Source organism: Nocardia sp. NPDC006982 (assembly GCF_042869435.1).
In the GTDB taxonomy this organism is placed as follows: Bacteria; Actinomycetota; Actinomycetes; order Mycobacteriales; family Mycobacteriaceae; genus Nocardia.
This window is the reverse complement of the sequence record NZ_JBIAFV010000051.1, coordinates 1-12,946: the sequence shown is the minus strand read 5'-3', so window position 1 is coordinate 12,946 and position 12,946 is coordinate 1. Positions and strand designations below refer to the sequence as shown.

General features: G+C 66.2%; 15 protein-coding genes and 3 pseudogenes. 9 read left to right on the top strand and 9 right to left on the bottom strand.

From position 1 onward, the window contains the following. Window positions 1-169 precede the first annotated feature (169 nt). Entirely contained in the window at window positions 170-1,351 is a 1,182-nt protein-coding gene (locus ACFYOW_RS48890) for a tyrosine-type recombinase/integrase (RefSeq protein WP_387298933.1), read from the bottom strand. Window positions 1,352-1,474: 123 nt separating this feature from the next. On the opposite strand from ACFYOW_RS48890, the pseudogene ACFYOW_RS48885 reads away from it, so the two are divergent. The 9 genes and pseudogenes from ACFYOW_RS48885 to ACFYOW_RS48845 all read left to right on the top strand — a co-directional run. Then, window positions 1,475-1,924, top strand: a pseudogene (locus ACFYOW_RS48885) (ATP-binding protein); the annotation flags it as partial. A gap of 360 nt (window positions 1,925-2,284) precedes the next feature. Further along, the gene (locus tag ACFYOW_RS48880; RefSeq protein ID WP_387298931.1) at window positions 2,285-3,031 is read left to right on the top strand and encodes a TnsA-like heteromeric transposase endonuclease subunit; all 747 of its coding nucleotides are present in this window, start codon (window positions 2,285-2,287) and stop codon (window positions 3,029-3,031) included. Window positions 3,032-3,150: 119 nt separating this feature from the next. Then, window positions 3,151-5,094 carry a Mu transposase C-terminal domain-containing protein gene (locus ACFYOW_RS48875; protein WP_387298935.1) on the top strand — a complete coding sequence of 648 codons (1,944 nt, stop codon included), beginning with the start codon at window positions 3,151-3,153 and terminating at the stop codon, window positions 5,092-5,094. Further along, the gene (locus ACFYOW_RS48870; RefSeq protein WP_387298929.1) at window positions 5,088-6,107 is read left to right on the top strand and encodes a TniB family NTP-binding protein; all 1,020 of its coding nucleotides are present in this window, start codon (window positions 5,088-5,090) and stop codon (window positions 6,105-6,107) included. The genes ACFYOW_RS48875 and ACFYOW_RS48870 overlap by 7 nt, the downstream gene beginning before the upstream one ends. Next, a complete protein-coding gene (locus ACFYOW_RS48865) occupies window positions 6,104-7,063 on the top strand; it encodes a hypothetical protein (RefSeq protein WP_387298927.1) in 960 nt (319 codons plus the stop codon). Before ACFYOW_RS48870 ends, ACFYOW_RS48865 begins: the two co-directional genes overlap by 4 nt. Before the next feature lie 821 nt (window positions 7,064-7,884). Continuing rightward, complete coding sequence (locus tag ACFYOW_RS48860) at window positions 7,885-8,460, top strand: hypothetical protein (protein WP_387298925.1); 576 nt, start codon at window positions 7,885-7,887, stop codon at window positions 8,458-8,460. Window positions 8,461-8,702: 242 nt separating this feature from the next. Then, window positions 8,703-9,146: a hypothetical protein gene (locus ACFYOW_RS48855; RefSeq protein WP_387298923.1), complete on the top strand. Its 444-nt coding sequence runs from the start codon at window positions 8,703-8,705 to the stop codon at window positions 9,144-9,146. After that, a complete protein-coding gene (locus ACFYOW_RS48850; protein WP_387298921.1) occupies window positions 9,143-9,298 on the top strand; it encodes a hypothetical protein in 156 nt (51 codons plus the stop codon). Before ACFYOW_RS48855 ends, ACFYOW_RS48850 begins: the two co-directional genes overlap by 4 nt. A 168-nt stretch (window positions 9,299-9,466) precedes the next feature. After that, entirely contained in the window at window positions 9,467-9,784 is a 318-nt protein-coding gene (locus tag ACFYOW_RS48845; protein WP_387298919.1) for a hypothetical protein, read from the top strand. 28 nt (window positions 9,785-9,812) lie between these two features. On the opposite strand, the gene ACFYOW_RS48840 is transcribed toward ACFYOW_RS48845, so the two are convergent. From ACFYOW_RS48840 to ACFYOW_RS48805, 8 genes and pseudogenes are all read right to left on the bottom strand, one after another. Beyond that, on the bottom strand, window positions 9,813-9,965 hold the full coding sequence (locus ACFYOW_RS48840; RefSeq protein WP_387298917.1) for a hypothetical protein: 153 nt from the start codon (window positions 9,963-9,965) through the stop codon (window positions 9,813-9,815). A gap of 95 nt (window positions 9,966-10,060) precedes the next feature. Then, window positions 10,061-10,141: pseudogene (locus ACFYOW_RS48835) on the bottom strand (hypothetical protein); the annotation flags it as partial. Window positions 10,142-10,443: 302 nt separating this feature from the next. Continuing rightward, window positions 10,444-10,776 (bottom strand): DUF4031 domain-containing protein, encoded by a 333-nt coding sequence (locus ACFYOW_RS48830; RefSeq protein ID WP_387298915.1) that lies wholly within the window; start codon window positions 10,774-10,776, stop codon window positions 10,444-10,446. Further along, on the bottom strand, window positions 10,773-11,168 hold the full coding sequence (locus ACFYOW_RS48825) for a hypothetical protein (RefSeq protein WP_387298913.1): 396 nt from the start codon (window positions 11,166-11,168) through the stop codon (window positions 10,773-10,775). The genes ACFYOW_RS48830 and ACFYOW_RS48825 overlap by 4 nt, the downstream gene beginning before the upstream one ends. Beyond that, window positions 11,165-11,443, bottom strand: coding sequence for a hypothetical protein (locus ACFYOW_RS48820; RefSeq protein ID WP_387298911.1), 279 nt, complete (start codon window positions 11,441-11,443; stop codon window positions 11,165-11,167). The genes ACFYOW_RS48825 and ACFYOW_RS48820 overlap by 4 nt, the downstream gene beginning before the upstream one ends. Window positions 11,444-11,489: 46 nt before the next feature. After that, window positions 11,490-12,269 carry a DUF6551 family protein gene (locus ACFYOW_RS48815; RefSeq protein ID WP_387298909.1) on the bottom strand — a complete coding sequence of 260 codons (780 nt, stop codon included), beginning with the start codon at window positions 12,267-12,269 and terminating at the stop codon, window positions 11,490-11,492. Between the two features lie 67 nt (window positions 12,270-12,336). Then, window positions 12,337-12,651, bottom strand: coding sequence for a hypothetical protein (locus ACFYOW_RS48810; RefSeq protein ID WP_387298907.1), 315 nt, complete (start codon window positions 12,649-12,651; stop codon window positions 12,337-12,339). Window positions 12,652-12,845: 194 nt separating this feature from the next. Then, window positions 12,846-12,946 (bottom strand): annotated as a pseudogene (locus ACFYOW_RS48805) (IS982 family transposase); the annotation flags it as partial.

The window sequence follows — 12,946 nt, the reverse complement described above, 5'->3', positions numbered from 1 at the left end:
TCCGGCAGTCCGGTCAGGATGATGTTGTGGTCCTTGAGCTCGGTGAACGCCTCCCAGTTCTCGACCTCGGGACCGATGACCGGCCCTTGCCAGGCTCGGGGCAGTTCGAGCCAAAGTCGCCAGATCGGGTCGACATCATCGACCGGGCGCAGGGGTGGACGGGTTGCGATCACCGGTTCACCTGCCAGCCTGCGGCATAGGACTTCCAGTTCGCCGCCGCCCTCAATTCCTCGTCTTCGGTGACCCAGCCGTATAAGTCGACCGTGGTCTGGACATGGGCGTGGCCGAGTCGCCGCGCCACGACCCAATCCGGAGTCCCCGCCAGCAGGAGAGCGGAAGCGTGAGAATGGCGGAACCAATGCGGGGTCCACCCGTGGGCGCCGATTCCTTTGCGCCGCAACGCATTCACTTTGTCCCGCACGGTCCCTTCCCGAAGCGGCGCCAGCAACGGCGGCCGGTCCAGATTCACCAGCAACGGTGAATCGACCGTCAAGGCCAGGCCGAGATCGGTTGCGCGGCACGCCAGATAGGTCAGGTAATCGGCGAACAACCGCTCCAGGTCCGCGCCGACATAGACCCGGCGCGGGCGCATCATCTTCACCCGCGCCCCATTTTCGTTGTCCTCGCGCGGAACGATGTCGACAAACGCGGTGCCGCCGCGCCCCATCACGAAATCACTGATGCGAAGCCCCAAAACCTCACCCAGACGGGCACCGGTCTCCGCCAGAATCGCAAACAGCAGCCGATCCCGCAGGTTCCCGGTCCAATCGCCGATGGCCGCATCGGCGACCGCGCAACCGTCGAGGATGGCCTGGATCTGCTGCGGCAACAGGATCGGCGGCCGAGCGTGATGACGCTGACGGCGGACCCTCACCAGCGACGACGCGGGCGGCGCTGACCTCGCGTCCAGATGCGCCAGCAGTCCCCGCGCCGGCATCCGTCGTGGTGTTCCCCGCAGCAGCCGTCCGGCGACCGGGACCCCGAACACGTCCTGCTGCCATCGATAGAACGAAATCACCGCTGCCAGACGGGCTTCCAGTGTCGTCGCCGATGGCTGCTCGTCGGCAGGGACCAGACGGTGTTCGACAGTGCGGCCATTGCGCTGCCACGACAGGAACCCGGTCACCGCCGGGACACCAACCTCCCGCCACCCGCCGGTCTCGTCTCGCTGCTCGAGGAAGCTCCACCACTGCGCCAACGCGGTCGCATACCCACGCACCGTGTTCGGCGACCACAGATGACGATGCGCCTCGATCCACTCCTCGACCGGACCGACCGTCCGATACGAGGCATCGACCACCGTCCACGTCCGCGCACCACCCGACGGGCGCACCGCAATCCCATAGGCCACCAAAACCGTTCCCTCATCACGTCGTTGAAACCCCACTGATAAGCAGGCAACAACAACCCCGATGCCCGCCTCAGGTCTTCGTCGTGAACATCGATGAGGATGGGTCAGGCCCCGGTGATAACGGTCGGGGTCGGAAAGACGTTCCTGGCCAACGCGATCGGTCACATCGCGGTCCGCCGCAACCACAGTGTCCATACCGAACGCGCCGACAAACTGTTCAAACGACTACGCGGAGCCCGTCTCGATGGCAGCTACGAAGACGAGATGCGCAAACTCCACCGCGTCGACCTACTGATCTTGGACGACCTGGCACTTCACAGGCTTGAGGCGACCGACACCAACGACTTCTACGAGTTGATCGTCGAACGCCACCGCAAAGCCTCCACGATCATCACCAGCAACCGTGAACCCCCGGAAATCCTCACCATGATGGCCGACCCACTACTCGCCCAATCGGCCATGGACCGGCTGCAATCAGCCGCCTACGAACTCGTCGTCGAAGGCGAGTCCTACCGCCAACGGCAAAAGCCGCGGCGCGGCGGCAAACCCGCCGCCCCCCACGACCCGGATTGACCAGCACCCCGATCCTCAGTCACCATCAGCACACGGCCCCGCGACCGGACAACCCGGTCCCATACTCATGACCAACCGGTGGCCCCTTGAGCCTGGCAGGCGACACCAGGGCAACCGCCAGCAGCCTTGTCCCGCAGCAGAACCCAACCCAATCAGCTCAGCCCTGGCTAGATCGGTGAATGACGACATCGTTGATCGGTGAACCTCGACATCGGTCGGGATCGGAACATGTTGGTATCGGTGGATTTTGATGTCCTCTGCCAGTGAAGTTGGACTTTTGCCATCGAAGTTGGCCCATCGTGGAGTGTCTGCCATTACAGTTGGCCCGTTCTGATCGAGTTCCGTTGATGGGAGCGGGGTTTGGGTTCGGCTCCGGTGGGGTCTTGGCTGGTCGATGGTGCTGGCGATGAGTTCGTGGTGGAGTTCTGCTCGGTACGAGGCGAGTACTTACGGTTGGGTCTGTTGGAGGTCGGCGGGCTGGCGTTCGAGCGGTTCGCGCCGGTGCGGTCGTTTCCGTCGTATCGGGGTCAGTCCGCGTTCGCGGGTTGGTGGTGGTTGGCTACGACGGGCGAGCATGTTGGCCATGAGTCCTGGCTCGAGCGGGACAATCTGATCGCGTTGGATTTCGATCCCGATGTGGTTGGTGTTGTGTCTCAACCGTTTTGGCTGCACTGGACCGATGACGTCCGGGCCAGGCGACACGCACCGGACTATTTCGTGCGGATGCGTGATGGCGCAGGTTTGGTGGTGGATGTCCGGGCTGATGATCGGATCGAACCTGAGGACGCGGCGGCATTCGCGGCCACAGAGCGGGCATGCGATCAGGTCGGGTGGGGTTACCGGCGTGTCGGCGTACTGGATCCGGTGCTGGCGGCGAATCTTCGATGGCTGGCCGGATATCGGCATCCACGATGCCTGCGCCCGGGTTTGGTGGCCGAGGTCGAGCGTGTCTTCGACGGTCGGATCGAACTGGGTTGCGGTGTCGCTGCGGTCGGCGATCCGATCGTGGTGCTGCCGACGGTGTTTCATCTGCTGTGGTCGGGTCGGCTGGCTGCGGATCTGACTGGTGCGGTGTTGGGCATGTCCACCGTGGTCGGTGTCGGATGAGTAGGCCGTTGCCGCGGGCGGCGGTGATTCGTGTCGGTGATGAGATCGGTTGCGCAGGGCAGGTATTCACCGTGGTCGGGTTGACCGGTGAGGCGGTGCGGTTGATGGATGCCGGTGGCATGGCGAGTGTCGTGGCGTTGGCGCGGCTGCTTGGTGATCCAACTCTGGAATTGGTTGCCACCGCACCGGTTACGCCGCCGCTGCGGAGTCTGGATCGGTTGCCCGATCATGTGGTGGAGCAGGCGCTTTGGTGGGAGCAGCATCTGATGGAGGTGCTGACCGGTTTGCCGCCGGATCCAGCGCCGGGGGCGGTGATGAGGCCGGAATACGATCTGCGGCGCCGGTCGCTGCGGGAGCGGGAGCTGGCCAAGCTCGATGAGCTGCATCGACTCGGGCACCGGGTCGGGTTGACCACGTTGAAAAGGCAGCGCCGCAATTATGAACGCGACGGGATCTGGGGCCTGGTCGATCATCGGGCGACACGGCAGCGATCGGCCGCCGGGCGGGTCGATGACCGGGTGGTCGCTGCGGTGAGGCAGGCGATCGGTGAGGAAACCGATCGTTCCACGGGCACGGTCACGCGGTTGCGTCGCCGCGTCGAACAGTTGCTGACCGCCGAATACGGCACCGACGCGCCACCGGTTCCGGCCGAACGCACCTTCTATCGGTTGGTGCAGCGGATATCGTCGGGCAAGCACACCTTCGGGTCCGCGCGGACTCGGCGGTCGTTGGCCAAGCAGCCCGAGGGTCCGTTCGGGTCGGTGACCGCGGCGCGGCCGGGTGAGTTGATGCAGATCGACTCGACCCCGTTGGATGTTCGGGTGGTGCTCGACGGCGGCTTGGTCGATCGGGTCGAGCTGACCGGGTTGGTCGATCTGGCCACTCGCACGGCCGCGGCGGTGGTGCTTCGGCCGTCGACGAAGTCGGTCGACGTCGCGTTGCTGCTGGCGCGGGCGTTGACACCGGAGCCGATGCGTCCGGGTTGGACCGAAGCGTTGCGGATGTCGCGGTCGGTGCTGCCGCACCGCAGCCTCACCAGTGTTGATCAACGCTTGGCCGATGCCGCCGCACGGCCGGTCATTGCGCCGGAGACGATCGTGTTCGATCACGGGAAAGTGTTCTTGTCGCAGAACTTTCGCTCCGCGGCGCGGGCGTTGGGCATCAGCTTGCAACCCGCGCACCTGGACACCCCGACCGACAAACCGGTCGTCGAGCGGACACTGGGTTCGGTGGGCACCCTGTTCGCTCAGCATGTCGCCGGCTACGTCGGGTCCAGCATCGAGCGCCGCGGCCGCAAGGCCGAGCAGGATGCGGCCTGGTCGATGATCGAATTGCAGGCGCTGCTGGACGAATGGGTGGTCACGGTCTGGCAGAACCGCCCGCACGAGGGACTGCGTGATCCACTCACCCCGGACAAGGCGCTGACACCGAACGAGAAATACGCGGCCCTGGTCGCGACCGCCGGTTATGTTGCGGTTCCGTTGTCGGCCGAGGACTACATCGAGTTGCTGCCCGCGACCTGGCGCACGATCAATTCCTACGGCATCCGCATCGCCCGCCGCACCTATGACGCCAAGGCGCTCAACCCGTTTCGGCGTCAGCATTCCGGCGTCGAGCACCACAACGGCCGCTGGGAAGTGCACTACGACCCCTACGACGTTTCCCGCGTCTGGGTCCGCAACCATCACAAGGGCGGATGGATCACCGTTACCTGGACCCATCTGCGCACCACCCCGGTCCCGTTCGGCGATCTGGCCTGGCAGCATGCCCGCGAGATCCTGGCCGAGCGCGGCAACAATCAGGCCACTGAAAACGAAATCGCCCGCGCCGCAGCCGATCTGCTCAACCGAGCAGGCACCGGCCCCACCACGACCCCAGCGGCATCCAAACGCGCCCGCCGGGTCGCCGGACGAACGAAAGCCACCACCGGGGACCGGCCGATACCACCAGCGGAGGACACCGCCCCGGCCGACACCAGCGACGAAGACACTGGCGAACCGATCGCGAAGGTGATCTCGCTGGGCATCTACGACCCGTTCGAGGAAGCGAAGAAACGATGGTGACCACACCGAAACCGGCTGCGGTCGTTGATGAGTCACACGCACACCTGACAACCCTGCAAGGCTGGCGGCAGTTCACCGCCGCCACCGCCGAGGCACCCTTGCTACTCAGCCTCGCCCAGCGAGAAGCGCTCACCGACGGCGAGCGCGAGCACTACGACGAGCAGCGGCTCGATCATCACACCCGCTTGGGAGTGGTCGCGACCTCGGCGCTGCGGCAGGTGGTCAACACCGGGCGGCGATTGACGCTGCTGAACCGGCACGCGGTCAGCGCCCGCCGCGGCATGGTCGTTTCCGGCGCCGCCGGCACCGGAAAAACCACCGCGATCACCCAGTTCGGCAAGACCTACCAGGCCATCGATGCGGCCCGCCACCCTGGTCAGGACCGGATTCCGGTCATCTATGTCACCGTTCCACCCGCTGCGACACCTCGCATGGTCGCCATGGAATTCGCGCGGTTCCTCGGATTGCCGATGCCGCCGCGCGCCAACATCACCGACGTCATCGAAGCTATCTGCGGCGTCGCCATAGACACCCGTGTCAGCCTCGTTCTGGTCGACGAGATCCACAACATGCAACTGGCTACCCGGGCCGACGCGGAAGTGTCGGACACGTTGAAGTACTTCTCCGAACGCATCAGCGCGACGTTCGTCTATGCCGGGATCGACGTCGAACACCAAGGCTTGTTCACCGGCACCCGCGGCCGCCAGATCGCTGGGCGGTTCAACCTCATTCCTACCCTTGCGTTCCCGTTCAACGACGAATGGCGCCAGATCGTCGTCACCATCGAAGACACCCTGCGACTGCATCACCACACCGCCGGAACTCTGGCGCGGCTCGACCGCTACCTGCACCACCGAACCAGCGGCATGATCGGCAGCCTGTCTCATCTGGTCCGCGGAGCCGCCATCGAAGCCATCCTGGGCGGCACCGAACAGATCACCGAAGCCTTGCTCGACCGGATCGATCTCGACCACGCCGCCCAACACAAACCCAACCGCACCGAAATCCGGTGACTGCCGCCGAATCCGCCACACCGCCGACACGACCGCTGCCTATCCGACCGCGCCCGGCACTGGGAGACACAACCCTCGCCTACATCCGTCGCTTGGCGCTGGCCAACTACATGCGCCCACATCACCTGCGGCTCTGCCTGCAAGAACCTGGCCACGACAACCGAATCCGTCTCGACCGGCTCGCGATCCTCACCGGACGAACCGTCGAGGCATTGAAATATGCTCTCACCGATCAACATTCGGCCAACAGCTCGCAACGATCAGTCAGCAGAACGCCACAGCGGACATCCAAGGCCGAACTATTCGCCAGCATCCGGCGCGATGCACGCGAGCATCGAATGTCGATGCGCGAGTTGGCCGATCGGCACGGCGCCGGATATCGAACCATCCGCCAAGCGCTACGGTCGGGTCAACCCGCTCCGCGCAAGTCCTATCCCGTCAGACCTTCCAAGCTGGACCCATTCACGGCGATCATCGACGACATCCTCGCCGCCGACCAGCACACCCCGATTCCCGATCGAATCTCCGCGAGAGCCATATACGACATCCTCGTCACCGAACACGCGGCCACCGATATCTCCTACGGGATGGTCCGCAACCATGTTGGTCACCGACGTCGCACCACCCGGCGGGAGCTGACACCAGCACATCAGGCGGTCGCGGACTACGACCTGCCGCTGCTACGCGCCCTGCTCGATCAGGGCCACGACATCGAAAATGACGACGGCGGTGGGCAAACCCTCCTCCGACATGCCATCGAGGTCGAATACACCCGCCACGATCGCACCGGCGAACCCCTCCATGCCGACATCAGCACCTTCCTGCTCGCCCGCGGCGCCGACCCACACAACCGCGATCTCACCGGAACATCCTGCATCGACCACGCCCACCACCTCGGTCACTGGCTGGTCCACGAGATCCTTCACGCCTGGACCGCGCGATCTCCGAAACGCTGACTTGGGCCAACTTCAATGGCAGAAAACCAGATTCGCTCTGCCACCCAAAATGGCCCACCCAAGGTCAGCGCCCTACTGCTGGGCCAACTGCACTGGCACAGGACATTTGACACCACCCGATGGGTTGCAGTGACAGGATCATCCTGCTATCAGTCTGCAACGGCCCGTAGGAGCTGACCTGTGCCGCTGAACTACTCCAAGGCACAGCTGTACGGGGCGATCCGCCGGGACTCGCGGGCGGGGATGTCGACCGCCTCACGTCCGGCGGGTAGATCATCGAAACTGGCACCGACAGTTACCGTCTCGCCTGCACAGTCCGCGACCAATCCGCCGGAACCACCACCGCCACCCAACTGCCTTCACCGCCGAAGCCGGTCTTCACCGACACTCAACAGACATTGGAAATCACGCCCTGAGCAGCAGGCTATCGGCGAATTACGACACCACAAGATCGCGTGAGGCCGAGGGTCACCGCGCGGAGGACTCTCTAGGCACCGCCGTAAAGGAAGAAACCCACCTCCCCCAGGCGGCCACCAGTGTCATCAACACGTCCTTGGTCGAAAGCCGACTGCGGGCGTCACAAACACCACCGGAGTGTGCGGACCTAGATCGAGTGCGTCGCGCACTTCGTCGCTGGCATAGGTTGGGGCACCGTCGAAGCAGTTCACCGCGAAGAACAGCCCGCGGCGCTCGAGGTAGGTGCCGACCCGTTGGACAGCCTTTCACATGGCTGGGAAGTTGTGTCAGCTCGCTATTGGCGGCCCGCTATCGTCGGCCCGGTGCCGGGGAAATGCTCGGCGAGAGCAAATGTGAGGTTGTGTGTGAAACGTTTCGGCGGCGTCGAATTTGTACGGAATACCCTGGAAATCGCCCGGCGGCCCCGGCCGTTCGGCGCCCGGCTCCGAGCCACGATGGCGGCCCTGGCCGTGGCTGTCGTCGCGGCGGCCTCGGTCGTGGCCGGTGGCGCCGGCACCGCGGCTGCGGACGGGTGCGGCAGCGACCGGGCGATCGTCGGCCCGATCACCAAGATCACCGACTCGGTTGGCGTCGTCGTCAAGCCCGTCGGCGACTTCTACATCGGGTACATCGCCAGCTGCCGCATGGCATACGCCGAAGTGCACTGGTACGACGGCGGGAGCTTCGCGCCGACCTACATCTGGCTGCAGGACGCGAACGGGGCCCAGTACGGGGTGGCACAGACCAGCGGCCACATGTCGGGGTTCTGGACCTCGCAGCTGGTGTCCATCGATTCCGGGATCTACTCCTACGCCAGGCCCTACGTCCAGACCCGCTTGTTGCCAGGCACGCCAAACGTGTGCAACGGGGCGACGATCTCCGGTGCTATGCACAACTTCGGCAATGGCAGCAGTTCCGGGACCAGCGACCATCATTGCTGAGCGGCGCCACCATCGCCGACCGCTACCTCACCGAAGAGCCACCTGACACGCCCGAAACGGCACGCGCCGACCGCGGCGACGTCAAAATTCACCGATACACCGGGCCCGAATCGAGCTTCAGTGACGCCGGAATTCACCGATAACTGACGCCAGAATCCACCCTTACAGCCAGCCGAAATCCCCGCTGACTGGGCCCTGGCCCGTCGCATCGTCGCGCGGGAGGTCAAGGTGGTACGCAAGCCGTGGGAGAGCTGCGAGGACTGCGCCGGGCACGACGTGTACGACAACCCCTGCGAGCCCGCCGATTTCACGCGGCCCCGCTGTGGCTGCGGCTGCGCCATCGACTTGCCCACTCGGTGATGAGCATGCCCGCGGATCAGGTGACGCGGGCGCGGCTCACGGTCGCGCGCTTCATCGGCGACGCCGAACAGTGCCGGACCGTGCTCGACATGCTGGGCCTGCTGCCCGATCAGGTCGAATGCGCGGGCACCTGCGCCACCTGCGGACGGCGCATGATCCGCAAACGCCACCCCGGCACGCCGCTCCTCGGCTGGGCCCGCCGAGAGGGCCCCCACCGCTGCCAGACCTGCTATCAGCGCGAATATGACCGCGCCCGACGCACGGCGCAACCCCCGGCCCCGAAGCTGCGAGGAAGGCCGCTCGGGCCGAATTCCAGGCCGAGGTGATCGCACTACGCGCGCACAGGCTCACCTGGCCCGCCGTCGCCACCGCCTTGCGGTGCTCCACCAACACCGCCCGCGCCGCCGCCGTCCTGGCCGAGGGGGGCGAACCTTGGCATCGCCGCCACACCGCCGCCCAGCGCGCGGCCAGGAACTGACCTTGCTACTGTTTCGAACGTGCGTTCGACTGACAGACATTGGGCGACGGGGGAACCCTACGGTGCCACCGGTAGTCACACGCTCCGGTTGTGCCGCGAATGTGACGTAATCCATTTGCCCCCAGCACAACCCGGATGCGCACACGACACCGAGGCAGGTCGGGGCGAATGACCATCTCGGCGCGCGTCAAAGTCCGGTCGTCTACCTGGCCGGGCGATGAGCCCAGCACCAGACACGGCTACATCGCCCCGGACGGCCACAGTCCCGACCCTCCCGGCGCGCTGATCCGCTGGGAATACAGCGAGGCGACCGAATGCCTCGAGCCCGTCTACTCATACATCCCGCCGCACCCGGATTCCCTGCTGGTCTGGTGGCCAGGCAATCGCTGGACCTGGGAGGACTCCGGATCTGTCGAGCCCGTCCCCGACGACCGACCGGGCAGCGAGCATCGGCGGAATGACCACCCAGCCGAGGGCCTGCTGTAGAGCACCCCCAGAGAACGACTCGAGCGCCCTACGGGCCGAGAACGTTGTCTTTGATCTGATCGACCGCGCGGCGCGCGATCTCCGGCGGTAGCACCGCGATCGGCTCATCCGACCCGGCGAACCAGCCAGTGCCGACCGTGAACGGCGCGCCCGTCAGCACCACCCCCAGGCCCGACCCCATGGTCGCAGATGATCGTGTCGCCGGTCAGCGACTCGCGCAGCACTTCCACGATGACGTGGCGGCGCGTGGTGTGGTGATAGTCGTCGTTGGACAAGCGGCTCGCCCAGCACGTCCTGGTGGACCGCGACGCCGAAGCCTGGTCCGGACGTACGCGGGTCACCGTCGGTCTGGTATTTCGCTCGGTGGCATAGCGGCGCAAGTCCAGCCTTCCGGAGCGGGTGACCAGCAGCCCCGTGGGGATATGGGTGAGTGAGCGGCCGTGGTCGGCGAAGGTGAGGGAGCCGTCCTGGCGGGCGGTGAGCGTGGGCGAGATCGCGAAATGCGCGGTCACCTGCTCGGCGGTGACGGTGATCGGGGAGCCGTCGCTCCACGGGATCTCAAGACTGATCAAGGCCATTTTTTCCTCCTGGGTTGGGTTTCTTCCAGGGGTTGGGGAATTTATGTGGCAGTGGTCGCGCTCTGGTGGGGCGAATCGTGGTCACCCTCGCGTTTTCGGGGCGTCCTCGGGCCACAGCGGCAACCCGGCTCGAGCGCGGATGATGTTGAGCCCTTGTCGAGTCGTCACCGCCTGCGCGCCCATCCGGATCGCCTGTGCGCGTTTGGAAGCCGTCACGTCGTAGTGCCACATCTCAGCGGCCGGTGAGCCCGGCTTCGCGTAGCTCGGTCCCTCCTGGAACCACGCACGGCGCAACCCGAGGCGGGTGGCGAACTCGTGCAGCTCCTCGCGGGTGTCGGCGAACAGGTGCGACCAGCGGCTGTTGTGGCGGCCAACGGTCGCCCGGATCGCGGCGTCATCGACATACACGCTCATCGCTCACTCGCCGGCCACTGGGCGAGGATGCGCTCGACGTTGGCGTCGACGCGGGCGCCGAGGATGATCTGGTCGGCCTCGGTGATGACCATCCGCGGCTGGTCGCGGTGCCCACACGGGTTGGTCCAGGTCTGGACGCGGCCTCGCCAGCGGGGCACGCCGCGGGGTTCGCCGCAGCGTGGGCAGCCGGTGGAGATGTCGACGGTGCGCAGCGGGCCCCTTGCGCCGAGCAGCCCCCAGGGGCCGCCGACGCGGTCGCGGAGGGTGACAGAACGCAGGGATCCGGGCTCGAGGGCCTCGGTCTGGGCGTGGCGGGCCATGGTGGCGGGCTCTTGGCGCGCGGCGGCGGCTTCGCGGCGCACCCAGCGCCGGTACCGGTAGATCGCGATCATCGGTTGTCGTCCTTCCTGGACTGCTCGGCGGGGCCGTTCATGCGGCGCAGCTCGAGCAGAGCGGTGTGCATCTGGGTGTGCAGGGTGTGCGCGTGGTGGATTTCGTCGGTCCCCCAACTCGGGGTCGGGGCCATCTCGCCGCAGCTGCACGACCCGCTGAACAGCTGACGGCCGGTGGCGTCGGTCTCGCGCGGCGCCAGCTGCAGCTGGTGTTGCTGGGTGGGCGCGGCCGCGCTCGCCATACGCGAATGACGCTGGCGGTGCAGTGATTTCATGGATTCCTCCTTGGGTGCGGATTCCCTGGACGAGATGGAGTGGCGCTCAGCGGCGCAGTTCGTCGCGGGCGAGCTTCGGTCCGCGCGAGGAGTTGTAGGCGCCGATCATCACCAGGGCGACGAGCGCGCCGTTCTGGCCTTCCTCGGTCTCTTTCAGTGCCATCGCGCGGGCCTTGACCTGGCGGGGCGCGAGGTCGACGAGGACCTCGGCGAAGCGGTCGTGGTCGAGTTGCTGCTCGTAGCTGCGCAGGATGAGGGCCACGCCGGCAACCAGCGGGGCGTCGACGGCGTCGAGGCGGTGTCCCCAGACCTCGACGATCAGCCGCAATGTGTTGCCCAGCAGCAACTTCCCGCCGGTGCGGTGGATCCGCTCGAGGGTGCTGGTGCAGCGGATGGCACCGTCCTTGGCGGCCTCGGCGACGGTCAGCCCGACCTCGGCAACGATGTCCTCGATCGCGGCGACGGTCGGGTCCGCGGCCGCGCGGCGCGAGCGCCACCGGTCCCACGTGGTCAACCGCCGTGTCTTGGCGTCGATTTCATGGAACAGCCGAGCTTCGTCTGCCACGGTCAGACCGGTGTGGACGTTGGCGACCAGTGCCATGTCCGGGTCGATCAGGCGGGCGGCTTCGGCGCGGTGCTGACCATTGATCACCGCGTAGCGGGCCAGGGATCCCAGGCCACGGTCGGCGACGTCAAGGACGCCGACCAGGCGGCGGTCCCATGTCTTGGCCATCGCGCGGGCCCCGGGCTTGTCGAGCTCGCGCTGATAGCTGGTGTCGACGAACATCTCGGCCACCGTGTTCGCGTCGATGTAGACCTCCGGCACCGACGCGTCGGCGGGCGGGGTAGTGCTGAGGGAGTCGGATCGGTCCAGGACCGCGGTGGCGGTGGTGTCAGAGGTCATGATCGGTCTCGGTCTCTTCGTCGATGGGAAGGTTCGTGGTCAGTGCGTCGGCGATCCAGTCGCTGTTGTGGGCGATGGCCTCGCGGATGGCGTCGTTGATTTCCTCGGTGGTCGCCGTCTTCCGGAGATGCACACGCATCCCATCGGGGTGGGAGTCGGTGAGGACGTAGCGGTCATCGGCGTCGACAAGGGCGATGCTGATCTCGCCGAGCCTCGGGGTCGATCGGCGGACGCCGATGAGACCAGCGAGGACGCGGCGGGCGAGCAGCTGCTGCTCGACGTGGGGTGAGTAAGCGCTGGTCACGGCAGGACCTCCGTGCTGGTGTCGAATGCCGCGACGGCGGTGTCGAGCTGAGAGGCGATGCGGCGCTGGAAATCGAGCAGGTCGAACGCGAGATCCTCGTCGTCACCGCTGTTTTCGATGTCGTCGAGCGCGGCGGTGAGGTTGGAGGCGGCGCTGTGGACGCGGTGTGGCCCCAAGGCCGCGCTGATCGAGCCCGCCTCGATCACCCGCTTGACCAACCCCAACGCGTTGCGCAGGCGCTTGTTGTAACCGGACTGCTGCGGCAGGTACCCGAACATCCCGGCCAGGTGCTTGC

What these genes read in the sequence shown, in the direction of transcription:
- ACFYOW_RS48820 (WP_387298911.1), bottom strand. Translation starts at nt 11,443, where the DNA reads ATGAAATCACTGCACCGCCAGCGTCATTCGCGTATGGCGAGCGCGGCC.
- ACFYOW_RS48830 (WP_387298915.1), bottom strand. Translation starts at nt 10,776, where the DNA reads ATGAGCGTGTATGTCGATGACGCCGCGATCCGGGCGACCGTTGGCCGC.
- ACFYOW_RS48845 (WP_387298919.1), top strand. Translation starts at nt 9,467, where the DNA reads ATGACCATCTCGGCGCGCGTCAAAGTCCGGTCGTCTACCTGGCCGGGC.
- ACFYOW_RS48840 (WP_387298917.1), bottom strand. Translation starts at nt 9,965, where the DNA reads ATGGGGTCGGGCCTGGGGGTGGTGCTGACGGGCGCGCCGTTCACGGTC.
- ACFYOW_RS48870 (WP_387298929.1), top strand. Translation starts at nt 5,088, where the DNA reads ATGGTGACCACACCGAAACCGGCTGCGGTCGTTGATGAGTCACACGCA.
- ACFYOW_RS48825 (WP_387298913.1), bottom strand. Translation starts at nt 11,168, where the DNA reads ATGATCGCGATCTACCGGTACCGGCGCTGGGTGCGCCGCGAAGCCGCC.
- ACFYOW_RS48875 (WP_387298935.1), top strand. Translation starts at nt 3,151, where the DNA reads ATGGCGAGTGTCGTGGCGTTGGCGCGGCTGCTTGGTGATCCAACTCTG.